This window comes from Knoellia locipacati, assembly GCF_044791685.1.
In the GTDB taxonomy this organism is placed as follows: Bacteria; Actinomycetota; Actinomycetes; order Actinomycetales; family Dermatophilaceae; genus Knoellia; species Knoellia locipacati_A.
The window spans coordinates 1,659,599-1,683,022 of the sequence record NZ_CP087730.1 but is presented as its reverse complement, the minus strand read 5'-3'; the positions used below and the strand labels follow the sequence as shown (position 1 = coordinate 1,683,022).

At 71.5% G+C, this 23,424-nt stretch carries 23 protein-coding genes and 1 pseudogene; 13 read left to right on the top strand and 11 right to left on the bottom strand.

Annotated features, from left to right (window positions below; genetic code table 11):
* Window positions 1-30: 30 nt before the first annotated feature.
* Entirely contained in the window at window positions 31-783 is a 753-nt protein-coding gene (locus tag LL946_RS07880; protein ID WP_404386481.1) for an SDR family NAD(P)-dependent oxidoreductase, read from the bottom strand.
* 117 nt (window positions 784-900) lie between these two features.
* The gene (locus tag LL946_RS07875; protein ID WP_404386480.1) at window positions 901-1,446 is read right to left on the bottom strand and encodes a hypothetical protein; all 546 of its coding nucleotides are present in this window, start codon (window positions 1,444-1,446) and stop codon (window positions 901-903) included.
* Between the two features lie 103 nt (window positions 1,447-1,549).
* Here LL946_RS07875 and LL946_RS07870 point away from each other — a divergent pair, with 103 nt between their 5' ends.
* The gene (locus LL946_RS07870) at window positions 1,550-2,353 is read left to right on the top strand and encodes an aminoglycoside phosphotransferase (protein WP_404386479.1); all 804 of its coding nucleotides are present in this window, start codon (window positions 1,550-1,552) and stop codon (window positions 2,351-2,353) included.
* Between the two features lie 38 nt (window positions 2,354-2,391).
* Window positions 2,392-2,733, top strand: coding sequence for an MmcQ/YjbR family DNA-binding protein (locus LL946_RS07865; protein WP_404386478.1), 342 nt, complete (start codon window positions 2,392-2,394; stop codon window positions 2,731-2,733).
* Window positions 2,734-2,771: 38 nt separating this feature from the next.
* On the opposite strand, the gene tssD is transcribed toward LL946_RS07865, so the two are convergent.
* Both tssD and LL946_RS07855 read right to left on the bottom strand, forming a co-directional pair.
* On the bottom strand, window positions 2,772-3,116 hold the full coding sequence (gene tssD / locus LL946_RS07860) for a type VI secretion system tube protein TssD (RefSeq protein ID WP_404386477.1): 345 nt from the start codon (window positions 3,114-3,116) through the stop codon (window positions 2,772-2,774).
* Window positions 3,117-3,255: 139 nt separating this feature from the next.
* Window positions 3,256-7,557, bottom strand: a complete 4,302-nt coding sequence (locus tag LL946_RS07855) for a DUF2272 domain-containing protein (protein WP_404386476.1) — start codon at window positions 7,555-7,557, stop codon at window positions 3,256-3,258.
* Window positions 7,558-7,844: 287 nt separating this feature from the next.
* Between LL946_RS07855 and LL946_RS07850 the strand changes: the two genes are divergently transcribed.
* From LL946_RS07850 to LL946_RS07835, 4 genes are read left to right on the top strand one after another with little or no spacing between them, the layout of a single operon-like run.
* Window positions 7,845-8,714, top strand: coding sequence for a hypothetical protein (locus LL946_RS07850; protein ID WP_404386475.1), 870 nt, complete (start codon window positions 7,845-7,847; stop codon window positions 8,712-8,714).
* A gap of 58 nt (window positions 8,715-8,772) precedes the next feature.
* Window positions 8,773-11,583 carry a hypothetical protein gene (locus tag LL946_RS07845; RefSeq protein WP_404386474.1) on the top strand — a complete coding sequence of 937 codons (2,811 nt, stop codon included), beginning with the start codon at window positions 8,773-8,775 and terminating at the stop codon, window positions 11,581-11,583.
* Window positions 11,580-12,950 carry an SWIM zinc finger family protein gene (locus LL946_RS07840; RefSeq protein WP_404386473.1) on the top strand — a complete coding sequence of 457 codons (1,371 nt, stop codon included), beginning with the start codon at window positions 11,580-11,582 and terminating at the stop codon, window positions 12,948-12,950. The genes LL946_RS07845 and LL946_RS07840 overlap by 4 nt, the downstream gene beginning before the upstream one ends.
* Entirely contained in the window at window positions 12,947-13,606 is a 660-nt protein-coding gene (locus tag LL946_RS07835) for a hypothetical protein (protein ID WP_404386472.1), read from the top strand. Before LL946_RS07840 ends, LL946_RS07835 begins: the two co-directional genes overlap by 4 nt.
* A 41-nt stretch (window positions 13,607-13,647) precedes the next feature.
* On the opposite strand, the gene LL946_RS07830 is transcribed toward LL946_RS07835, so the two are convergent.
* From LL946_RS07830 to LL946_RS07815, 4 genes and pseudogenes are all read right to left on the bottom strand, one after another.
* On the bottom strand, window positions 13,648-14,157 hold the full coding sequence (locus LL946_RS07830) for a hypothetical protein (protein WP_404386471.1): 510 nt from the start codon (window positions 14,155-14,157) through the stop codon (window positions 13,648-13,650).
* A gap of 68 nt (window positions 14,158-14,225) precedes the next feature.
* On the bottom strand, window positions 14,226-14,468 hold the full coding sequence (locus tag LL946_RS07825; protein WP_404386827.1) for a metal-sensitive transcriptional regulator: 243 nt from the start codon (window positions 14,466-14,468) through the stop codon (window positions 14,226-14,228).
* Window positions 14,469-14,610: 142 nt separating this feature from the next.
* Window positions 14,611-15,003 (bottom strand): DUF302 domain-containing protein, encoded by a 393-nt coding sequence (locus tag LL946_RS07820; protein WP_404386470.1) that lies wholly within the window; start codon window positions 15,001-15,003, stop codon window positions 14,611-14,613.
* 56 nt (window positions 15,004-15,059) lie between these two features.
* A pseudogene (locus tag LL946_RS07815) lies at window positions 15,060-15,427 on the bottom strand (thioredoxin family protein).
* Between the two features lie 142 nt (window positions 15,428-15,569).
* On the opposite strand from LL946_RS07815, the gene LL946_RS07810 reads away from it, so the two are divergent.
* From LL946_RS07810 to LL946_RS07790, 5 genes are all read left to right on the top strand, one after another.
* Window positions 15,570-15,899: a rhodanese-like domain-containing protein gene (locus LL946_RS07810; protein ID WP_404386469.1), complete on the top strand. Its 330-nt coding sequence runs from the start codon at window positions 15,570-15,572 to the stop codon at window positions 15,897-15,899.
* Between the two features lie 83 nt (window positions 15,900-15,982).
* Window positions 15,983-17,380 carry a rhodanese-like domain-containing protein gene (locus LL946_RS07805; RefSeq protein ID WP_404386468.1) on the top strand — a complete coding sequence of 466 codons (1,398 nt, stop codon included), beginning with the start codon at window positions 15,983-15,985 and terminating at the stop codon, window positions 17,378-17,380.
* Between the two features lie 64 nt (window positions 17,381-17,444).
* The gene (locus tag LL946_RS07800; RefSeq protein ID WP_404386467.1) at window positions 17,445-17,624 is read left to right on the top strand and encodes a hypothetical protein; all 180 of its coding nucleotides are present in this window, start codon (window positions 17,445-17,447) and stop codon (window positions 17,622-17,624) included.
* 6 nt (window positions 17,625-17,630) lie between these two features.
* Complete coding sequence (locus tag LL946_RS07795) at window positions 17,631-18,440, top strand: sulfite exporter TauE/SafE family protein (RefSeq protein WP_404386466.1); 810 nt, start codon at window positions 17,631-17,633, stop codon at window positions 18,438-18,440.
* Between the two features lie 61 nt (window positions 18,441-18,501).
* A complete protein-coding gene (locus LL946_RS07790; RefSeq protein WP_404386465.1) occupies window positions 18,502-19,125 on the top strand; it encodes a rhodanese-like domain-containing protein in 624 nt (207 codons plus the stop codon).
* Between the two features lie 10 nt (window positions 19,126-19,135).
* Here LL946_RS07790 and LL946_RS07785 read toward each other — a convergent pair whose 3' ends face one another.
* Window positions 19,136-20,674 (bottom strand): serine/threonine-protein kinase, encoded by a 1,539-nt coding sequence (locus LL946_RS07785; protein ID WP_404386464.1) that lies wholly within the window; start codon window positions 20,672-20,674, stop codon window positions 19,136-19,138.
* A 144-nt stretch (window positions 20,675-20,818) separates the two neighbouring features.
* Between LL946_RS07785 and LL946_RS07780 the strand changes: the two genes are divergently transcribed.
* Entirely contained in the window at window positions 20,819-21,106 is a 288-nt protein-coding gene (locus LL946_RS07780; RefSeq protein WP_404386463.1) for a hypothetical protein, read from the top strand.
* 40 nt (window positions 21,107-21,146) lie between these two features.
* Window positions 21,147-21,818: a DUF2625 family protein gene (locus tag LL946_RS07775; RefSeq protein ID WP_404386461.1), complete on the top strand. Its 672-nt coding sequence runs from the start codon at window positions 21,147-21,149 to the stop codon at window positions 21,816-21,818.
* A 40-nt stretch (window positions 21,819-21,858) separates the two neighbouring features.
* On the opposite strand, the gene LL946_RS07770 is transcribed toward LL946_RS07775, so the two are convergent.
* The gene (locus tag LL946_RS07770) at window positions 21,859-22,746 is read right to left on the bottom strand and encodes a F510_1955 family glycosylhydrolase (RefSeq protein ID WP_404386459.1); all 888 of its coding nucleotides are present in this window, start codon (window positions 22,744-22,746) and stop codon (window positions 21,859-21,861) included.
* A 44-nt stretch (window positions 22,747-22,790) separates the two neighbouring features.
* Window positions 22,791-23,396, bottom strand: coding sequence for a DUF305 domain-containing protein (locus tag LL946_RS07765; protein WP_404386457.1), 606 nt, complete (start codon window positions 23,394-23,396; stop codon window positions 22,791-22,793).
* Window positions 23,397-23,424 lie beyond the last annotated feature (28 nt).

The window sequence follows — 23,424 nt, the reverse complement described above, 5'->3', positions numbered from 1 at the left end:
CGAGCGCCCTTTCTGGGGGCGTAGGGCTGGTCAGCGAGCCATGTAGCCCCCGTCGATGTAGAGCTCGAGTCCGGTGACGAACGCCGCGTCGTCACTGGCGAGGTAGGCGACCCCTGCGGCGATGTCGGCCGGCTGTCCGAGGTGACCCATCGGGGTGAGCGCCGTCATGCCGTCCCAGATCTCCGTGCCCCTGGCCTGCTCGAGGATCGGGGTCTCGATGAACCCCGGGTGGATCGAGTTGACCCGGATGCCCTCGGTCGCCCAGTGCAGGGCGATGTTCTTCGTCAGGGTCCGGACCGCGCCCTTGGCGGCGTGGTACGCGGGCGACGCACCGAAGCCGCCGCTCGTGCCGAAGATCGAGCTGATGTTGATGACCGATGCGTGCCCGGAGGACTTGAGGTGCGGGGCAGCGATCTTCATGCCGAGGAAGACGCCGGTCTGGTCGATGGCGATCGTGCGGTCCCACTCCTCGAGCGTCGTGTCCTCGATGGGCTTGATGTCACCCATGCCCGCGTTGTTGACGAGGATGTCGAGCCCGCCGAGATCCTCGACCGCCTTGGCCGTGGCTGCCTCCCAGTCGGCCTCGCTCGTGACGTCGTGGCGCAGGAAGGCGGCGCGATGGCCCGCGTCGACGAGGTCCTTGACCGTCGCCTCACCGGCCTCGACCTGGATGTCGGTGACGAGGACGGCTGCGCCCTCCGCGGCGAGACGCTGCGCGGTCGCCTTGCCGATGCCACTGGCTGCTCCGGTGACGAGCGCGACGCGGCCTTCGAGCCTGTTCATGCTGTGCTCCTTCGGTGGGTGGTGCCTCCACGGTCAGTCAAGACCTCGGAGGGCAGGCCGGACAGGGACCAACGACCCTGCCGCGTGCGGTCGGTGGTCGCGCGGCACCGTCAACCCTCAGGAGCCGCTGGGACTCGAGGACGCGGACGGCGATGCGGAGGGTGACGGCTTTGCGGGCTTGTCCTTGCCGGACCGCCCGGCCTTGCCCGGCTCCTTCTCCACCTTGTCCTTCGGGCCGGCCTTCTCGTCCTTCTCGAGCTCGTCCTTCGGACCGGCCTTCTCGCCCTTGCCACGATCGGGCTTGGCCCGCTGGCTCGGGTGGGGCACCGTCGCGCAGTACGCCTCGACCTTCGATTCACCGCCGGCAGCCTCGGCCAGGTTGCGCATGGCGACCGACCCGGCCGCCCGCTCCTTGCCGTCGTCGTGCTTCGCGTGGTTCGCCCACGCCCTGCACAGCCCGAACGCAGCAGGCCCCGTGGCGTCGGGCCCGACCGGGCTCCGCGACGCAGTGGGACTCGGGACGTCCGCCGGCGCACTGGAGGACGGCGCACGCTCGGTCGCACGCGTCGCGGAGTGCGCCACGACGGTCGCCGCGGCCAGGGCGATCGCGACGCCGGCGAGCGCCGCGCCGAAGCGAGCCCGAAGCATCGAGCTGGGGGTCATCCCCACAGTGTGCTCGCGCAGGGACGGACGCGTCAGCCGTTTGGGTGCTCCGGTGACACCGGGCCGTTGTCCCGCGTCCGGCCCGGAGGGCTACGTTCGGAGGGTGAAGCCCAGTCCGGACGTCTTCGACCTCTTCGCCGTGCCGGGCGAGGCCGTGCCCGTCGAGGGCGGTCACGGCCACAGCGTCCTCGCCGGTGACCTCGTCCTCTCGCCCGGCCGCAGCCGACGGGTGGCCCAGTGGCTCAACCCCATCATCGCGCCGCTCTCTGCCGAGCTCGACCACGAGCGGCCCCGTTCCCTCCGGCTGGTCATGCCCATCCCGACGCGCGACCTCCAGTGGGTCGTGGGCGGCTGGGGGGCGACGAGGTACGAGCCCGACACCCGGCCCTGCCGCGACCTCGAGGTCCTGCTGGCCACCGGCCGGCTCCTCCACGCCCGGCTCGCGCAGGCGGTCCCGAACGCACCGGACGGCATACGGGATCGTGACGACCGGTGGGCCGCAGCGGAACGCATGGCGTTCGGCGAGGACCAGCCGGCCGGCATACCGGATGCGGTCGCAGCGGTCGTCTCACGGCTCCTGGCCGAGCTCGACGCCACGAACCTGGGCCCGAACCAGCTCGTTCACGCCGACCTCGCGCACAACGTCCTGCTCGACGCGGACGGCGTGCCGCTCGTCATCGACGTCTCTCCGGCGTGGCGGCCCACGCTCTGGGCAGAGGCGGTGTGCGTCCTCGATGCCGTCGTCCACCTCGGCGCCGACGTGGCGGTCATGGGCGAGTGGTCTCGCGGAGCCTCGCGGCAGGCGATGCTGCGGGCGGCGATGTTCCGGCTGCTCAGTGACGAGAACCCCGACCTCCCGGGCCATCGCCGCGCCCTCGAGGCCGGTCCTATCGGACCGCGCAGGTAGCGGCCTGGCCTGTCGGTCGGGGCTGTCACTCTGGTCGGATGGCGGTGACCATCGAGGACGTGCGGGCTGTGGCCGACGGCCTGCCGCGCAGCCATGAGGTCGTCGTGCGCGACCGGGTGAAGTTCCGCGTCGGCAGCATCGTCTGGCTCGCCTTCAACCAGGAGGAGACCGAGATGGGGTTCGCGTTCCCCAAGGAGGAGCGCGAGGCGCTGGTCGCGAGCGAGCCGGACGTGTTCTTCATGCCGCGGCCGTCGGACCTGCGGTTCAACTGGGTCGAGTGCCACCTCGCCGCGCTGGACCACGACCGGATGCGTGAGCTCGTCCTCGACGCGTGGTGCATGGTCGTTCCCAAGAAGCTGTGGCCGATGGCCGGCCGCTGAGGTCGGGGACCGGCGCCAGCTGGAGCCGCGCGTCGAGGTCACGTCTGGGCGACCCACTCGTCCTGAGCGGTGGTCTTGCCCTCGTGCCAGGTCCACGTGATGCCCTCGTAGCCGAACGCCACCGCCTCACGCAGCGCGGGCGCCGACTCCGGCGTGGTCACCGTGATCTCGACGACGGCGGCTCGCTTCAGCTCGATCGAGTAGGTCGCCCTGCGTCGACCGAACTGGTCCGTCCCGAACACGTCGAGACGCCACGTCGTGAGGACGTCGTGGAACGCCCAGGCCCACGCCAGCGAAGGGCTGGCACGGTCGACGTCCTTGACGACGACGATCGGGGAGTGCCGCCGCTTCCCGGTCGCCTGACCGGTGGTGGCGTCCCGCACGGAGACGAGCGTATGCCGCACCTCGAGAATGGTGATCCCGGTGCCACCCCGAGGGTCGGGTCCACTGCGGAAGGGTCCTTGGGTCCCCACGATCTTCAGCTCGGCATCCAGCACGGCGTCCTCACCCCTTCGCGACGCGTCACGGCAGGGTGATCCCCTCGAGAGGGCTGGTACGCACTCTGAGGATCGCGAAGTACGGACCGGCCGCCTGCGTGGCGGATGCGGTGGTGACGAAGCCGTCGGTCAGCGTGACCGGAGCCTCCACCACCGTCACTCCTCCACCGCCACGGTTCCCTCCGCACGCCAGGAGCTGCTGGTCGCTGACGACCTCGGTGACGATGTCGACGTGGCTGGCCTCGGTGCCCTGGAGACCGTCGAAGGTCACGGCGTTGCTTCCCGGCCGGTTCTTGCAGAGGAAGTCACCGACCTCTGGCTTGATCTCGTCCAGCCGGTAGAGCCAGAACGGGTTCGCGAAGCCCATCATCTTCTTCTCCCGGTTCGTCCTGGCCGCGAACGCGTAGCGGGCGTGCAGGGTGCTCCGTCCGAACGGGTCCCCCGGGATCCCGGCGACCCTGGCCCCTTCCTGCACGCAGAAGGAGATGAAGCCGGCGCTCCAGGCAGTCGTCCCCGTGGCCGCTCCGGCAGCCCATCCCGCGGGATCCGAGGTCCTGCCCGCGCGACCGTAGGCCACGAGCAGGGGGAGCACGGCCGGGTCACTCTCGGCGCGGCCGTTCCACGTCGCCAGCTCAGCACGCGCAGCCAGGGCCGCCTCGCGCTTGAACACCTCGACCTTGGACATCCAGTCCTGGACCGCCTCGAGGGCGCCGCCGACCCCGGGGATGAGTCCGACAATCGAGTCGAGACCGCCGGGGAGCACACCCGAGGTGCCTGACAGCACCGACCCGAAGGACGCCAGCTGGAGGGCGCCCGCCGCGGCACCGACGCCGCTGCCACCGCCTCCGCCAAGAGCCACCTTGAGGCCGTCGGGGGTGGCCACGACGTCGCTGCCGGGTGTGGCAGCAGCGCTCTTGAGCATGGCGCCGAGGCCCTCCAGCCCTCCGAAGACGGGCATGGACGACTTCTCCGTCAGGCCCTCGAGGATCTTGCCAGCCTCCTCCTTCGCCTTCGCGGGCTCGACGAGCTTGTCGTCGGCGGCCTTCTTGACCGACGCCAGCTTCTGGTTGGCCTCCTTGGTCTTCTGGGTGTTCGCCGCCATCTCGGCCATCTTGAGTGCGGCAGCCTGCTGACCGAAGGACGTGGCGAGGTTGGCGGCGGTCTGCAGCCCCGCTGCCGCGTTGGCCTGGGTTCCGGCGAGCCCCGCCATGTCGCGGAAGGCACCGGCGTTCTGCACGGCGCCGAGGGCTCCGGCCAGCCCGGCCGGCGCCGGGGCGTCGGGAGCGTTCTGCAGGCTGATGATGGTCTGCGGGAAGGCGCTGGGCGCGGTCGCCATCGGGTCGGTGCGCCGGGACATGAGCAGCGACGGGTCGAGCTCGCCCAGCTCCGGCTCGGTGTCGGACAGGACCCAGTCCAGGTCGCCGTAGTGCTCCTCAAGGGCGAGACAGGGATCCATGATCGTCTGCGCATAGAGCCCGTCGGTCGGCAGCGCGACGTGCATCGGCTCGCTGTGCCCTTCCTTGCCCGCGTACCAGCCGTAGAGGTCATCGGGTGTCTTGAGCCCATCGATCCCCAGGAAGGCGCCGGCCGACACGCGGAAGACCATCGAGTTGCCGATGATCGCGATCGGGTCGCGCTCGACCACGGAGGCCACACTCACCCCGTTCGTGCCGGGTATCAGCGCGCCGTCGATGATCATGAACACGCGGTCGCGGTCCATGTCCCACAGCACCCACTTGTCGTAGTACTCGACGTGCTCGTTGAGGTGGCCCAGGAGCGATTGAACGGCCTTGACCATCTCGTCACGCTCGTTCTTCAGCTCCCACTCGTCGGGTGGCTGAGACCCGGTGACTCCGAGGGTGTCCACCGCGCCCGTCTCGGGGGAGATGAGGTCGTCGACGCCGGTCTGGACGCTGACGGACCGTCGGAAGTGGTCGGTGTCATAGGTGTAGCTGAGCGACGTCACGTTGGCCACCGAGCCGGGCGTGAGGGGCCGCGTTGCGTCGATACGCAGGTCGGTGAGCCGTCGACGGGTGATGGTCGATCCCACCGGCATCCGAACCGTGAAGTCGACCCGCACCGAACCGTTGAACCGATAACGGGAAGCGAGGGTGAAGTCGGCGGGCAGGGAGGTGCCGCCCACCGTGACCGAGAGCGTGTCGACCCAGCCTGCTGCGATGCGTGGTGCCTGCTCCGCCTGGAACCACGCGTCGCGCGCGGAGTCGACGAGCTCGCGGAGCCGGGAGAAGATCGACAGGGCGGGGGAACCGAGGAAGGGGCGCAGCGGCGCCCACGGGATGTCGTCGAAGGCGTCGAAGGTCGTCTGGGGTCGCTCGACGCCGAGGTGGATCGTCATCGACCCCCGCAGGTGGCGGACCGGCTGGTCGGCCCTGGCGAGGTCCGGCACGGGCGAGTCGGCGAAGTTGCTCCACACGTCTCGCAGGTAGGTCAGGGCAGTGGAGTACTGCCGGTCCCGCAGGCCCTTGCGGATGGACTCCCGCCACCGGTAGGCGCGGGCGAGGGTGAACGGCTTGATGGCGAAGGGCACGAAGACGCACTCGCGCACACCGGCGAACTCCGTGTCCAGCTTGAGGTGCCGCAGGATCTGGTAGTAGATGACGGTCAGGGAGTGCGCGTAGTTGGCGTTGCGCACGACCTCGACCGTGCCGGTGACCGTCTCCTCCTGGCTGACCTCCGTGACGACGACGCTGTCGAGGCGGCGACGCGAGTCGGCGAAGCGGCGAATCGTGTCGCGCAGCTTCTGCTCCTCGGCGGCACGGGTCTCCCGTCCGCCCGACTGCGTCGACGTGCTCGAGGCACGCGAGTGCCCGCCACCGCCGCCCGCGACGAAGGACCCCACCGCGAACCCGAAGCCGCCCGCTCCCGAGGACGTCCGTGAGGACGACTCGCCCTTGGCCCACTCCGACAGGTTGGCCTCGACGGTGTCCTGGTAGGTCCGGTCACGGGAGACCTCGTCCGCGACCTCGTCGACCAGCTGCGTCGTCTCCGTGCGGCGGGTGCGCTCGAGCCGCTCGAACTCGATCTTCTGGATCCGCCGCTGCTGGCGTGGAGCGAGGGTGAGCGTGTGCGCCACGGTGCCGAGGGAGTAGCCGTTGGAGCGCCAGCGCATGCGGTACTCGAGGATGTGGCCGCGGGCCACCGTGGCGGCCTGGTAGCGAGACGAGTCGCCCTCCCAGTCGAGGGGGTTGGTCGCGTCGACGACCTGCCTCCCCCGCGGGGTCCGGCGGACCAGGTCGAGATACTCCTCCGGGAGGGACGGTCTGGCCACGGCGTTGCCGAGGTTGACCACCTGGTCGAAGGGGACTCGCACTCGCGCGTCGAAGACGTTGCGTCGCTTGCGCGTCGGACTCTCCTCCTCTCGTGGTCCGAGGACGGTCGGGTCGTAGTCCACGACCGGGAAGGACGGGAATCTCCGAGTGGGCTCGGAGCTGATCGCCGGCTGCTCGGCGCGCAGGATCACGTGGAAGGCCCGCTCACCCAGGATGCGCTCAGGGTTGGAGAACGGGGAGCAGAAGGCTCCCGGGTCCTCGCCGTAGACGTCGGGGTTGTCCGCGAGCTCACGGTCACTCGTCGCGAACGGCGTGCGCCCCGGCGGGACGTCGCCGGTCGGCGCCGCAGCGAAGGGCGGCAGGGGTAGGGCCAGCTCGTCAGGGCGGTCGACGTCCAGGTCATCGGCCACCGCGCCGAAGGCGACGTTCGAGCCGTCGGTGAGCCACCAGAGCCAGTTGGTGGGCGTGCCCTTGTCCCGTGGCAGGGCGGCGACGAACCCGCCGTCCACGCCCACCACCACCGGGATCCACGGGAGGTTGACGAGCTGGGGGACGCTCGCCGGCTGGGCCTCGACGGAGGTGGTCGCGGGCTGCGGAAGGGCGAAGACCGTGGACAGTCCAAGCGCCGTCCAGTCTGCCTGCTTGAAGGGCACGACGCGCAGCTCGGAGGTCACGAATCGGACGGGCACGGCACCCACGGCGACGAGCGTGGCGCGACGGAGTGCCGGCTTGTCCTGGACCTCGGCCGTCAGCTCCTCCTCGGCCACTGCCTTGAGGTCCTCCTTGGTCAGCTTCACGTCGACGCTCGCCGGCAGCTGCGGGTCCACGGTCCGGAGGAGCCGGACCGAGCCGGTCCCGCTGAGGAACCTGACTGCCAGCGGGCTCTCGATGTCGGCGTCCTCGAGGAGGACCGTCGCGGCCGCGTCGGCGGCGAGCTCGGTCAGGGCGACATCGAAGACCTTGACCGGCTTCTTGCTGGCCGGATCGCCGCTCGCGACCTCACGGGTGTAGGTCACCTCGACGGTCCGACGTGCCATCTTCGGAACGGTGTCTCCCGCCGACACCACCACAGTCACATCAGCCATCTGACCCAACTCCCGCACCCGAGGGGACCGCCTGCAACCCTCAACCATCCTCCCCGGTCGGACGACGCGTCAACGATCCGCGATGACCATGGCCGGGGGCGCGTTGGACCCACGTCCCGTAGTGCCCGGATGCGGCCAGCCAGACCGCCGCGCACCGGCCGCTGTGGCGATCTGCCGAGGCGCCTGACAGAGTTGACCGGCACATCCACGATCGGGATCCCTCAGGAGGAGCGCCAGTCATGTGGCCCTGGCTCATGATCATCGCGGGCACGCTCATCATCATCGGAGCCCTCGTCGCGCGGCATCGGATGATGCGTGACTACCGGACTCAGCTCGCCCAGGGTGAGTCGTCCGCGCGCGCGGCCGAGGTCGCCTCGCGAGTCGACGCCGTGAACCTCGCAGCCGAACGCGCCCTCGCCGGGCGGGCTGCCGCCGAACGCACCACGGTTCGGCCGGCCACCGTGGAGCCCGCCATCGTGCAGCCCACCCCGGAGCCCGACCGGCCGACCTCCCGTCCAGCCGTCCACGTAGGCGCCGAGCAGACCGCGCAGCCCACCTTCGAGCCCTCCACGGAACCCGTGCTGAGCAGGCGAGCCGTCAAGGCCGGCCTCGCACCGTTGCCCACCGCCGCACCCAAGCCTCCACCGCTGTTCGCGGACCGTCCGATCGGGCACCGGCTCAGCTCGCCACCCACCATCCGGGTGCGGGCGCAGGACGTGCCGCTCCAGGACTGGCTGCGCTACTACGCCGAGGGCAACGCCTGGTCCGGCGTCATCCAGAGCATCTCCGACCGGATCACCGGCGACCGTGAGCTCGAGCCGTTCTTCGGCTCGCTGGAGCGGGCCACCCTCCAGCGCCACGTCATGTCCACCCTGATGATGCTCACCGGAGAGGGCGTCACCGTCGGGGCGGTGCGCCGGCTGGCCGAGGCCCACCTGCACCACGTCCAGGCCGGCGGTGAGCCGATCAGCGAGCCGGTCTGGGACCGACTGGCGGCCACCCTCGGCAACGCGATGCGCGAGCACGGCGTCCCGGAGTTCGCCGTGCAGGGCCTCGAGCACACCGCAGCACCGCTGAGGTCCGTCATCGTCGCCCGCCCCCAGGCCTGACCCCAAGAGGTCTCGCAGTACCGGCGTCGGCGCGGCTCGTGACCCCTAGCCTGTCGCTGTGGATGCGGCGGGGTGGGAGCAGCAGGTCGACGAGAGCGACTGGCGGGGCCTCCAGCGCGCCCTGACCTCTCTCGACGACGAGGGCCGCGCCGCCGCCCTGACGTGGTACCGGCGCACCGGCCGGGCCCGCGCCCGCAAGGTCTCCGAGCGAGACTGGCGTCCCCACTCGCGCATCGTCCAGCTCCAGCTCGCCCTCGGGCTCTCGGAGACGCCGCAGGAGGCGAGCAAGAACTGCCAGTGGGGACGCCGCTGGATCTGGAGCGACGACCTCGACGCCGTGCCCGGCTGCGCGGACCTCCTCCTCGCACGGGGAGAGGAGTGGGCGCGCGCGTTCGTCACCCTGTCCACCGCCACCACCCTGCGGGGCGACTCGCGCCGGGGCGCCGGCGAGATCACGACGCTGGCCAGCGCCGCCGTCGACGCGTTCGACCTGGACACACCGCTGGAGGAGACCTACGTCCGCGGCTGGACCACCCTCGTCGGCCTGGCTCACTCCCACACACGTGCCGACAAGGGTTCGCAGTGGCGGCCGCTCACCCTCCTGGCCGCCGACGACAGCGGTGCGCACGCGGCATACCCGCTCGGTCCGGAGGCCTCGCTGGAGGCGTGCCTGCACGGGACCCGGGACCTCACGGCCCTGCTCGTCGCCGCCCTCGACCTGCCCAACGCGCTGGCGGAGTGGACCGACCTCAAGGGGGAGGGCTGGGGCCTCACCGCGGCGATCCGTGCGGCCGTCGCCGACGGCATCCTCGACCGCGAGGCGGCCCTCGACCCCGCGTTCCGGTCCCTGAGCCGCGACGACCGCGCCGGCACCCAACGCGTCACCGCACAGGTCATCCTCGGTCTCGAGCCCACCCCCGACGAGGTCCGCGAGCGCGCCGCGCTCATCCTGCACGTCCTGCCGACCGTGCACGGCAGCGTGACCACAGTGCTGCTCGACCTCGCGCTGGCTGCCGGGCTGGAGGACGACGACCTCGTCGAGCTCGGCACGGTCGTCCTCGCCCGCAAGGAGAAGGCGCAGAAGGCCACGCTCCTGCGCCACCTCAAGACCTCGACCTCCGACGCCCGCGAGCCGCTCCTCGCCATGGCCGCCGACAGCGACGACGCCGCCTTCGCCGCCAAGGCACGCGCGCTCCTCGGTGACGGCGACGACGAGTCGGCGGACGGCATACGAGAGGGTGCAGGGCGACCGGACGCGGTCTCGACGTGGTCACGGCCCGCGACCGGCTTCCGTCCCGGGGACTTCTCCCCGTATGCCGGTGACGCAGCCGGGCTGGACCGCGCACGTTCCGACTCGGAGACGTGGCTGCGGATCACCAGCGAGGCGGCCTGGCTCGACCTCGTGGTCCGGGTCGGCGCGAAGGACCTCGACGTGCTCAGGGCCTCGGTCGTGGCCGACGAGCGGGTCGACTGGTGGTCGGCGGCGCGCACCCGCGCGCTCCTGCACCAGTGGGTGACGACGGGCGACCCGCACCGCTCCTACCGCCGCACCGGGACGATGACGACCCACGAGCCCGGCAAGGACCCGGTGACGACGACCCGGGTCCACGAGTGGGTCCCACCCGGGTGCGTCGTCTTCACCGACCGGCTCGTGGAGGAGTCGCTGCGCCGCTTGGGGACGGTGACCGAGCTGCTCAGCACGCCGTCGCGGGTGGACGGGACGGTCACCGTGGCCGACCTCGCCGCTCGGGTGAGGCGCGCGTCCAGGGCCGGCTACGCGCCGTACGACCTCGTGCAGGCTCTGCTGCGCCTCGACCTGCGTGATGCCGACGACGTGGGGGCGTTCGACGGGCTCACCCTGCCCCCGGCGGCCGTGCCGTCGGACGTGCCGAAGGAGCAGGGCTCGTCGTGGCGGCGGCTGCTGGGGCGCGGCGGCAGCAGGAAGGGTGGAGGCAGCGGGGGAGGCGGTGCCTCGGCGGGGGTCGACGGCGTCGAGGTCATCCGCGGCTGGATCGCCGCCGGTGGGATGCCGCGACGCGAGCTGGACTTCGACGGGACGCGACCGCGTCTGGGCGGTGTGACCCTGCCGCTGCCCGGGCCCCTCGCCGGGCTCGACGGGCTCGCCGAGATCTGCGCAGCGGTCGGGCACGGGGACTCGAACGTGCCGGCAGGGCTCTTCGACTCGCCGACGCTCGTGCTGGGTGTCACGCCGTTCGCGACCGAGGTGGCCGTGACGACGACGGAGCAGCGGGGCGACCTCGACTCGGTCTTCCACGCCCAGAACCTGCCGGTCCTCGCGTGGTCGGCCGGGCCGATCGGCGCCGCGACCCACCACCACATCGCCCGGCTCCTCGTCCATCCGCGTGAGGACAGCCGCCTCCTCGCGGCCAAGTACACCGCCGAGCTCGCGACACAGGGCCGGCTCGACCCGGAGCTCCTGGGGGAGCGGAGCCTGTCGCTGTTCGAGGCGGGCGAGCTGTCGCTGCCCCGCGCCGCGCACGGGTGGGAGCAACTGGCGTCGATGGCCGGGCTCGCCGTCGTCTGGCCCGCGTGGGTCGCCGTGCTCGATGAGGCGTGCCGGGCCTCCCGCAAGCCCGCCGGCCTCGCCGACCTGCTCCGTGCGGCCCGCGACCAGGTGCCGGTCGCCGCGGCCCACGTCGAGGGCGAGGTCCTGCCCGCGTCGGTTCGCGAGGTCGCCGGCGAGAAGGGCAGGGGCAAGGCGGTCACCGAGGCGCGTGCCCTTGTCGACCTCGCCGCGCTCCCCGAGCTCCCCGAGCTCGCCGACTCGCCGGCGCCGGATGCTGCGGCCGGCCCCGACGACTCCACCGGAACCAAGAACTCCGAGGACTCCGAGGAGAGGTCCGCGTGAGCAACCTCGTCGGCGCCTCGCGCCTGGACGTCTCCGAGGACGTGCGGCTCCAGCTCGAGACCGGCACCGGCCTGACCCCGACCGGGCTCGTCGAGCACCCCACCTTCTTCTCGGGGATCGTCGAGCGGCCGGACGTCGTGGCGGCGGGCATCCTCGCGGTCGCCGACGTGGCATCGACGACCTACCTCGACCTGTCGGCGCTCGCGGGCATCCGCGACCCCGTCGTCACCGCGAGCGGCGACCGGCTCCGCTTCGAGTCGTTCAGCGGGTGCAACGGTGTGCACGCGCGGTTCGACCTCCTCGCCGACGGGATCGCCTCGGGCGAGGTCGGGTTCGGCACGACCAACGTCGACGTCAACCAGCCCCTGCGCGGCGCGCTCGCCTCGCTCCCACGGCACGAGCTCATGCACCTAGGTGTCGGCCCCGACGCCCTGCGCATGTCGACCCCGGAAGCCGTCCACGAGGAGCGCAAGGTCGAGCTCCCGACGCGCTGGGTCCGTGGCTTCGCCGAGGTCCCCATGATCGCGCGCGGCCTCACGAAGGTCGCCGAGGTCGGCCGGACGCAGGCGATGGCCTTCCTCGCCGGGCTCCCGCGTGGCGCACCGGGCCCGACCATCGGTGTCGTCGCCGGACCGCGGGGCCTGCGAACGACCGCGTCCGGGGTCGGCGGCGGAGCGACCCTCGCTGGCGCCGCCCGGCTCACCTCGCTGCGGCGCCTCATGCGGCACGTGCGGACGCTCTCAGTGTTCGCCCACGAGTCCGGGGCGAGCGGCTGGGTGGCCGAGGTCGAGGGCGGCCGGGTGACGCTGCTCGTCAGCCCCCAGCCCTACCGGGGCTTCTCCGGCGAGGGGCAGCTCCTGCCCTCGCTCGCCGGTGCCGGCGTTGGGCGCGGCCACGGCGGGGACGCGGCACTGCTCCTCGAGCACCTGGCCTGGGAGCCGGTCATCGACCCGACCTGGCTGGCACTCGAGACCTCGCTCGACGAGTCGCGTGTGGTCGCTGCGATCGCCGAGCTGGCCGCCTCGGGCAAGGTCGGCTACGACGTCACGGACGCCGCCTGGTTCCACCGCGAGGTGCCGCTCGACACCGACGCCGTCGAGCGCGACCACCCGCGCCTGCGCTCCGCTCGCCGGCTCGTCGACGAGGGCGCGGTCTCACCCGACGGGCAGCGCTGGGTCGTCGGGGACGGCACCCATCGTCACTGGGTGTCACTGGCCGACGTGCCGCCGAGCTGCACGTGTCGCTGGTACGCGAGGTATGCCGGCGGGCGCGGCCCGTGCTCGCACGTCCTGGCCGCTCTCCTCGCCTCCGAAGCGCGGCCGAGCGCGGCCGCGAAGCCGCGCGACGGCATACGGGAGAGGCCGTGAGGGTGACCCTCGGCGGAGTCCTCGCGCTCACCGCCGTCATCGCGCTGCCGGTCGCGGTCATCGCCCTGTCGATGCGGAGGCGCCCGGTGGACGACGTCATCACCCGCGGTTCGGCCCGGGGCCGTGACGGGCTCGCCATCCACCCGTGGCGTGGGCACCCAGTCGTCCTCGTCCTGGGTTGGGTCCTCGTCGCCGGGGTGGTGGCACTCGGTCTGTGGTACCTGCCTTCGGCTCCGTATGCCGCCGCGTTCTGTCTCGTGGGAGGCGGGCTCATGGGCTACGTCGGCTGGGCTCGCGCCACCGGTCGAGCGGGCGACGGGACACTGACCTTCACCCCCGAAGGCCTTTACCAGCTCTACGGCGGCTCCGAGGTCTTCGTGCCGTGGGACGTCGTGCGCGGCCTCGTCACGACTCCGACGGACTTCATCGTCGAGACCACCCGACCGGTGGTGCCGATCCACCGCATGCTCCCGCTCTTCGGTCGGCGAGGCGTCGTGCTCGACGAGGCCATCGGACTTCCACGCCGCGGCCTGCCACCCCTGCCCTACCAGGAGATGGTCGCGCTCTACGCCACCGACGAGGCGGCGCGGGACGAGCTCGCCGGCGACGAGCCCGTCAACCGGGCACGGGCCATCGTCAGCGAGCTCTCCAGCTGACCGGTCGCGAGTCCGCGAGCACCGTTGGCTCCCGGATCAGGTCAGTGACAGCGGAAGAACTCCTGGACGGTCCCGTTCGGACGCTCGTTGAAGTGCTCCACGATGTGGTTGGAGAACGTCGAGCCGTCCGAGCCCGTCCCGCGGACGTTGAACGTGAAGGTCCCGTTGACGTTCTTCATGCTCTGGTTGAAGCCGCCCCAGATCGTGACCTTGCCCGTGTAGCTCGGCAGGCTCGGGTCGCTCAGCGGCACCGCCGAGAAGGTCCCGGTGTCCGTGAACGTCGCGTGCACCCGCCCGTCCTCGAACACCGTCTCGTGCTCGATGCGGTTGGTCGTCGTCGTGATCGTGTAGAGGGGCCCGCCGCCCTCGCACGTGGGCACGAGGTCCACGAAGGTCTCGATGACGCCCTGCTGGGTGGTCGTCGTCGTGGTGGGTGGCGCCGCGTGAGCCGGAGCGGCCACGACGATGAAGAAGGGGGCGAGCAGGGTGATGGCGAGTCGGCGCAGCATGAGGTCCTCCTGGAGGGTGTGCTTCTGCTGGTTACGACTCACGGTCCTCGCGCCGTTCGACCTCGCCAATAGCCTCAGGGCACCCCCCTGCGATGGTCCGACCGGACCGACTACGCGAGGGTGAGGAAGAGCTTCTCCATGGCGGCGTGGTCCTCGGCGTTGATGCCGTCCGGCGCCGTGAGGCACTCGCGCAGACCGGACGAGACGATGGCGAAGCCGGCCCGGTCGAGGGCGCGGTTCACGGCGGCGAGCTGGGTGACGACGTCCTTGCAGTCGCGCCCCTCCTCGATGAGGCGGATGACGCCGCCGAGCTGACCCTGCGCACGGCGCAGGCGGTTGACGACGGGTGCCATGTCGTCCTGGTTGAGCGTGACCACGGGGAACTCCTTGGAGGTGGGGACGGTGGGTCTGGTGAGCGTGTCGCGGGTCAGCTTGTGAGCGTGTCGCGGTCAGCGCGCGAGCGCGTCGAGGGTCAGCGCGCGAGCGCGTCGAGGGTCAGCGCGCGAGCGCGTCGAGGGCTGAGGTGAGCCGGTCGCGCGCCTCGGTGGCGACGTCGGTGAGCTCCGGGTTGCCGGTGAGGCTCACCATGATGTCGGGGTCCATCGCCTCGACGAGCGTGGTGTCCGCGTCGAGCGCCCGGACGACGACGTTGCACGGGAGGAGGAGCCCGATGGAGGGCTCCGCCGAGAGTGCCGCGTGCGCCAGCGGTGGGCGGCACGCCCCGAGGATGACCTGCGGGTTGATGTCGACGTCGAGCTTGGCCTTGAGGGTCGCGGCGAGGTCGATCTCGGTGAGGACGCCGAAACCCTGGTCGGCGAGCGCGCCGCGCACGTCGTCGAGCGTGGCGTCGAAGGGACGGTGGACGGTCGTGCTCAGGGCGTAGGTCACGGTGGGCTCCTCGTGGGGTACGGCTGGGTGGGTGGCTGCAGGTCGTGAGATGAGCGTCAGGCGGACTGGGCCTGTGCTGCCATGCTCGCGCGGACCTCGTCCATGTCAAGGGAGCGCACGCTCTCGATGAGCTCCTCGAGGGCGGAGGCCGGGAGGGCACCGGGCTGGCTGAAGACGAGGATGCCGTCGCGGAACGCCATGAGCGTGGGGATGGACGTGATCCGCGCTGCCCCGGCAAGGGCCTGCTCGGCCTCGGTGTCGACCTTGCCGAAGACGATGTCGGGGTGCTGTGCCGAGGCCGCCTCGAACACCGGCGCGAACTGGCGGCACGGCCGCACCAGGACGCCCAGAAGTCGACGAGGACGATCCCGCCGGCGGTGACGGTCGGCTCGAAGGTCTCGGCCGTGAGGTTCGTGGTGGTCATACGGTGCTCCTTCTTGTGGGGTCGGGCGGTTTCTGAGGTACCCCGCGGGGTATTTGACAAATATACCCCCGGGGGTACTACGGTGGCAACTGCACGGATACCCCACTGGGTATGCACCAACACGTCCCAGGAGCTTTCCCCGATGATCGACATCACCCTCGATGAGCTCGCCTCCGAGCTGTCGCGTGGCGCCAGCGTGATCGACGTGCGCGAACCCCGTGAGTACGTCGCCGGACACATTCCCGGGTCACTGCTCGTGCCGCTGACACAGCTGTCGTCGCGGCTCGGCGAGCTCGACCGGTCACGGCCCGTCTACGTCGTGTGCGAGAGCGGCAACCGCTCGAGCGCGATGACCCACTTCCTCATCGGCCAGGGCTTCGACGCGAAGTCGGTCCTCGGCGGGGTCGGCGGCTGGGTCCGCTCCGGTCGGCCGGTCGTCACCGGTGCGCACCCGGCCCTCCAGACCTCCTGACCTGCAGAGCACCTGACCTGCTGACCACCTGAACCGAGCCCCTGACACCCTGTCCCCGTTCCACGGAAGGAACCGACCAGCCCATGACCACCCTCCCCGTGATCATCCCCATCGACACCCCGACCCTCGGCGACCGCTCGTACCTCGCGCACGACGGGACGTCTGCCGTGGTCGTCGACCCGCAGCGCGACATCGACCGCGTCATCGCCCTCGCCGACGAGGCCGGGGTGCGGATCACCCACGTCTTCGAGACCCACATCCACAACGACTACCTCACCGGTGGGCTCGCCCTGGCCGAGGCCACCGGTGCGACCTACCACGTGAACGCCGCAGACGACGTGGCCTACGACCGCGCCCCGATCAGCGACGGTGACGTCGTCGAGGTGTCCCCGACGATGCGGATCCGGGCCATCGCCACGCCGGGCCACACCTACACCCACCTTTCCTACGCCCTCGAGGCGGCGACGTCCGAAGGCTCCGGCGCGGCATACGAGGCGGTCGGGGTGTTCAGCGGCGGATCGCTCCTCTTCGGAGCCACCGGCCGTCCCGACCTGCTCGGCACCGAGCACACGCACGACCTCGTCCACCACCAGTTCGCCTCTGCCCAGCGGCTCGCCGACGAGCTCCCGGAGCAGGCGGCCGTCCTCCCCACCCACGGGTTCGGCTCGTTCTGCTCCGCCGGCTCCACCGGGGACACGACCGAGTCGACGATCGGCGCCGAGAAGCGGCAGAACCCTGCGCTCACGCAGGACGAGGAGCGGTGGGTCGCCGACACCCTCGCCGGCCTCGATGCCTACCCCGCCTACTACGCCCACATGGGCCCCGGCAACAGCGCCGGACCCGCCGCACCCGACCTGTCGGCCCCCGAGACCGCGGACAAGGACACCCTGGCCGCGCGCATCGACTCCGGCGAGTGGGTCGTCGACCTGCGCACCCGCACCGCCTTCGCCGCGGGCCACGTGACCGGGACGCTCAACTTCGGTCTCGACGGGCAGTTCGCCACCTACCTCGGCTGGCTCATCCCCTGGGGGACGCCGCTGACCCTGCTCGGCGACTCGCCGGAGCAGGTGGCCGAGGCACAGCGTGAGCTCGTCCGCATCGGCATCGACCGCCTCGAGGGTGCCGCGACCGGCTCCCCGCAGGACTGGACCGACGGCGACCTCGGGCGCTTCGACCGCGCGGTCTTCGCCGACCTCTCCCAGGTCCGGCACCACCGGGCCGTCGCCGTCCTCGACGTCCGCCGCGCCTCCGAGTACGACGCCGGCCACATCGAGGGCGCCGTGAACATCCCCCTCCACGAGCTCCTGTCCCGCACGGACGAGGTGCCCTCGGGCGAGGTCTGGGTGCACTGCGCCGGCGGCTACCGGGCCTCTATCGCGGCGTCGGTCCTCGCCGCTCGAGGCGTCAATGTCGTGGCCGTCGACGACAGCTTCGACGAGGGCGCCGCTCCGGCGGGCCTGCCCATCGCCACGGCCGCCTGACACAGCCCGCCCGCCCCTGACCGACCCTCACCCCTGCTCTCTCACACACCCAAGGAGAACCCCCATGTGCCGTCCCGCCACCTGCAAGATCTGCAACAAGACCACCTGGGCCGGCTGCGGCCAGCACGTCGACCAGGTCATGGCCGGCGTCCCGCGCGGTGAGCGCTGCCCCGGCCACAGCGACTCGGAGAAGGCTGCCGCAGCCAGCGGCTCGGTCTTCGGCCGCTTCTTCGGTCGCTCCTGACGCCGCGTGTCACCCCTGGTCATCCCCCTCGGGCTCATCATCGGCCTCGCGCTCGGCGCGCTGGGCGGAGGTGGCTCGATCATCACCGTCCCGGCCCTGGTCTACCTGCTCGGCCAGGAGCCCGGGACGGCCACGACGAGCTCGTTGCTCATCGTCGGCGCCACGTCGCTCATCGCCGTCCTCCCGCATGCGCGGGCCGGACGCGTCCGCGTCGGTCAGGGCCTGATGTTCGGAGCGCTCGGGACAGGCGGTTCGTATGCCGGCTCGCTCCTCGCGTCGCGCGTGGCCCCTGCCGTGCTCCTCACGGCGTTCGCGGGGCTCATGTTCGTCGTCGCCACCGTGATGCTCGTCCGGTCACGACGCGGCGGGGCGGGCGACGGTCCCGCTGACCTCTCGCGAGAGCCGATCGTCACCGTGCGCCCGCTCACTTGCGCCTGTCCTCGACTCGCCAAGCTCGTGCTCACGGCGACCGGGGTCGGGCTCCTCACCGGCTTCTTCGGAGTCGGAGGCGGGTTCGTGCTCGTCCCCGCCCTCGTCCTCGCACTGTCCTTCCCCATGCCGGTGGCGGTGGGGACCTCGCTCCTCGTCATCGCCGTCAACAGCAGCACCGCCCTGCTCGCGCGGGTGTCGACGGTGGGGGCGGACCTCGACTGGCCGCTCATCGCCGGGTTCACCGTCGCCGCAGTGGCCGGCAGCCTCGTCGGAGGCCGGCTCGCCTCACGGCTGCAACCCGTCGTGCTGACCCGCGCGTTCGCCTCCCTGGTGCTCGTCGTGGCCACGTACACGGCAGCGAGCAGCCTGCCCGCGCTGGTCTGACTCGAGATCCACCTGTTCGTCCATCTCGTCCATCCTCTTCTCCACTCACCGAAAGGTCACCGTGCCTTCCACCTTCTCGTCCACCCCTGCCCACCAGACCCCTTCCGCCCAGACCGGTGCGCGACACGCGGCGGCGCTCGACGCCCACGCAGTCATGGAGTGGCTCTCGTCCGACGCGGGACCACGGCTCCTCGACGTGCGCAGTCCAGCCGAGTTCGCCACGTCCCACATCCCGGGGTCCTACAACGTCCCTCTCGACCTGCTCCGCGAGCACCGTGACGAGCTCCGCAACCACCTGGACGACGAGGTCGTCCTCGTCTGCCGGTCCGGCGCCCGGGCCACGCAGGCCGAGACCCTGCTCGGGGCGACCGGCCTGGAGCACCTCCACGTCCTCAACGGCGGGATCACCGCCTGGGAGAACGCCGGCGGCGCCCTCAACCGCGGGCGGCAGACGTGGGAGCTGGAGCGCCAGGTGAGGCTCGTGGCGGGCAGCATCGTCCTCGCGGGGGTGCTGGCCAGCACCATGGCGCCGTGGGCGAAGTGGGTCTCTGCGGCCATCGGCGCCGGGCTCGCGTTCGCCGCCCTCACCAACAGCTGCGCGATGGGCATGCTGCTGTCGCGACTGCCCTACAACCGTCGGGACGAGCCCGACATCGCGACGGTCGTCAAAGCGCTGGGCGCCTGAACCTCGGGCGTCACCCGCGTCGGCTGCTGAGCACCTGGGACGCGGCGATCTTGAGCACACCACCCTCGTCGACCAGCCGATAGCTGGTGCGCTCGATGTCGACCCGGCCGCTGTCGCGCGAGTACGTGATCGTGGCCACGACCCGGTCCGGTGGCGTGGCCCGGACGTCGGTCACGGTCACGTCGCGGATGGCACCCCAGAATCGCTCGTACGAGCTCCGGCCGCCGGACGTCCCGGTCTGGTAGTCGGCGGTCATCAGTGGCCAGGCTCCCGACGTGTCGTCGGGGAGCAGGGCGTAGTAGTCGGTGATCGCCGCCGAGAGCCGGGTCGCCAGGTTGGGGGCTGCCGAACCGGTGGCGGACGCGGTGGGCGTGGCGCTCGTGGGGGAGGCGGTCGTGGGCGCAGCGGTGGTCGGGGTCGGCTGATCAGAGCTCGGAGACGGGCTGGTCGGGGTCGTCTCCGTCGTGGCAGTTCGGTCCCCAGCGGCGCCCCCACCCGACGGGTCGTCGTTCAGCGAGGCGACCATCACCCATGCGAGCGCGGCCACGATCCCGGCACCCAGGAGCACGACCCACGGCGAGGCACGACGTCGGCGCCGGATCTCATCGACGTCGGGGACGACGGGCTCGCGGTGTTCTTGGACCTCGATGTCGTGCGGCTCCGGCGTCGACGTCGAGCCAGCGGGGACTGGGGCCAGCGGAACCGTCGGGGACACCGCGAGCGATGGGTCCCCTGTGTCGAGATCCGCCAGCGATCGGGCCACCACCTCCATGGTCGGACGCTCGCCGGGCTCCGAGGCCAGCATCTCGAGCAGGAACGGGGTCAGGCTCCCCGCACGGGTCGGTGGCGGCAGCTGGGCCGCAGCGACCTTGTGGAGCAGGGCGATGGAGTTGCCGTCCATGCCGAACGGAGGGGCGCCCTCGAGCGCGGCATACAGGGTCGAGCCCAGCGAGAAGACGTCGGCGGGGAAGGAGGCATCCTCGCCGCGAGCCACCTCCGGCGCGAGGTAGGCCGGGGTGCCGTGGATCATGCCGGTGCGGGTCAGGGTGGCGTCGCCCATGGCGTGCGAGATGCCGAAGTCGCTGATGTGCGCCCCGCCGTCGGGGGTGATGAGGATGTTGCCGGGCTTGACGTCGCGGTGGATGATGCCGAGCTCGTGGGCGGCGCTCAGGGCGGAGGCGACCTCGCTGCCGATCCTGGCCACCTGGCCCAGGGGCAGGGGTCCGCTGTCGCGGATCACGCTGGACAACGGGGTCGACGGCAGCAGCTGCATGATGAGACACGGCTGGCCGTCGTGCTCCACGGCGTCGAACACCGGCACGGCATGGGGATGGTGCAGCCGAGCGGTGATGCGTGCCTCACGCATGGCGCGTTCCTTCGCCAGCTCCGCCTCGTCGTCCGGGACACCCGGAAGGGCGTGCAGCTGCTTGATGGCCACGGACCGCTCCAGGCGCTCGTCCCAGGCCTCCCAGACCACACCCATCCCTCCGGTGGCGATCACCTTGAGGAGTCGGTAGCGGCCGGCAAGAAGAGCCTCCGGCTCACCCACGCGCGATCTCCCTCCTGACGTCATGTGATCGAGCCTAGGCCGGATGGGCCTCGGGTCGCCAAGAGGGAGCCCACGGTGAAGCACCGACGGATCGGGTGTTGCGCTGCGCCCTGCTGCCGGGCCCGCCGTCGGTATCGTCGCGCCATGCCAGAGTTCCTCGAGCCGAACCGTGTCGACCTGAGCCTGTCCGACGGCATCCCGACCATCACGCTGGCCGGCGTCGAGGTCTCGGCCGGCGACGGGTGGTCCGTCCTCAACCGCGCGACGCTGCTCGTCGTCGACGGCCCCGGTGACGAGGGCTTCCTGATCCGTCGCCTCGAAGGCAACGGCACCGACCTCACCCCCGCGGGCTGGGACGACGCGGTGTCGGACCGCGGTTACGTGACCGTCGTCGCCGGCAGGACCCGGATCGTCGCTCCCGTGGTCTCGTGATGGCGGGTGCCCCGTCGAGCGACGCCGAGGGAGACCCGTCATGACCCGATCCGTCGAGCAGCTCGTCGACGTCGACAGCCCCACCTGGCCCCAGCTCGTCGAGGCCACCAAGAGCACGGCCACGACGGTCGAGGTCCTCCCCGTCACCCGCGAGCAGGGCGAGCGGACGCTCCACCGCCTCCAGGTGACCACGCACTCCGCCCTCGGCGCACTCGCCCTGGAGTGTGGCGGCCTCCTCGTGGACCACGGGTGGCTCCGGATCCTCGGAGGCGGGCACGACGGCATACCGGATCTCGCGACCGCCAACGGACTGGACGACCCCTCGGACTCCTCGACCGATCCGCCCCACCTGTTGGTCGCGCTCGACGTCCTCGGGGGCCGCTTCGCCATCGACGGCGGCGGGCTGGGAGTGGCCACGGGCCAGGTCTGCTACTTCGCACCCGACTCGCTGCAGTGGGACAGCCTCGACATCGGCCACACCGCCTTCGTCCACGCGATGATCGGCGGTGCGACCGAGCGCTTCTACGACGGGCAGCGCTGGCCCGGTTGGCAGGAGGAGTGCGCCCGCCTGGCGTCCACCGAGGGTTTCGCGCTGTACCCACCGCCGTTCACCGTCGAGGGCCAGGACCTGTCGGCCGTGTCCCGCGGGGCGGTGCCGATGGACGAGCTCCTGGGCTTCTACGACGACGCGGCCGGCCAGCTCAGCCACTGAGGCCCGGTCAGCACCGCATCACGAAACACTCGAGGGCGGTCTAGCCACTGACCGGGGTGAACGTCGCTCCGTCGCGGGATCCGAGGACCTCCCGCTCGGTGACGACCAGAACCTCGAACCCGGTCGCGGTCATGCTCGCGCTGATGGCCTGCGGAGGTGGCACCTTCGCGCCCGTCAGGCGCCACGTCCGCGCCCCGTCGGTGCTCATCGCGACGGCCCCTGCGGGTGTCACCCCCGCCACCGAGCGGGCATCACCCCAGGCGACCTGAAGGAGCAGCGGAGCACCTGCGACCGGCGCCCAGGAGGCACCCTGGTCCCGGGACGCCATGAGTCCGTCCTGAGTCGTCGCGAGAACGGTCCGTCCCTCGGGGTCGGAGGCAAGAGTCCTCGGCTGTTGCGTGAGCCCGGTGGTGGACCAGCTCCGGCGGTCCTTCGAACGTCGCAGCACTCCGTCGAAGGCGACGAGCGTGTCGCCCGCCTGCGTGAGCGTGTGGAAGTCCGACTGCCCACCACGGGAGAGCACCGTCCAGCTCCTTCCGCCGTCGGTGCTCTCGATGAGCCCCATCGGCTGCGGCAGCTCACGGACGCTGTTCGGATGACCCGACGCGTAGTAGTGACCGGGACCGGCCACGGCGAAACCCATGAGGTCGATGCTCGGGCCGACCCTCGTCGGGCCGGTCGGGCCGTATCGGTACAGGCCCTCGTGGGTCGCCAGGAGCAGTGTCCCGTCACCCGGATCGCGACCCACGCCGTGGACGTGTGCGGCCGGCAGGGTGACGCTCTTCGCGCCCACCGAGGTGCTGGGGTCGCTCGCGACGCTGGGCGCCACCGCTGCAGGAGCGGCCGCGCCTCCGCCATCGGTCGCGCACCCGGCCGGCAGGACAGCGACGGTCGCCGCGGCAAGTGCCGCGCGGACTGCTCGGCGCATGGGCCGCGCCAGGGGCGACGCGTTTCGCGCGACTCGCTTGGCCGTCATGAGGCTGTGGCGAGGAGGGACTTCATGGTGGCGATCTCCTCCTTCTGACCCTTGACGATGGCCCGAGCCATCGTCTCGACCTCCGGGTTGGCGGTCGTGCCGAGTACATCCTGCGCCATGACGACCGCGCCCTCGTGGTGCTCGATCATCATCGTGAGCCACAGCTCGTCGAACTTCGGTCCGGTTGCCGCGGACAGCTCCCTCATGTCCCCGCCGGACATCATCCCGCCGCCGTGTCCTTCATGGCCCTGGTCTGATGACATGGGCGCCTGCCACTCGTCGAGCCAGCGCGTCATGGTCGCGATCTCGGGATCCTGCGCTGCCTTGATCTGCCGGGCGAGCGTGGTCACCTCAGCCGAGGCGTCCTTCTGCAGCGCCAGGTCCGCCATCTCGACCGCCTGCTCGTGGTGCGGGATCATCATCTGCGCGAACATGACGTCGCCGCTCTCGCCGGCGTTCGCCCTCGTCGACGCGCTCGACGACGTGGACATCATCCCGCCGTGCGCGCCGGATCCGGCGCCGCTCGACGCGCAGGCGCCGAGTGTGAGCACGGCGGTGGTCCCGAGTGCCGTCAGGATGAGGTGGCGCTGGTGGCGGTGCACGAGGTCTGCTCCTTGGTCGCGTGGTCGT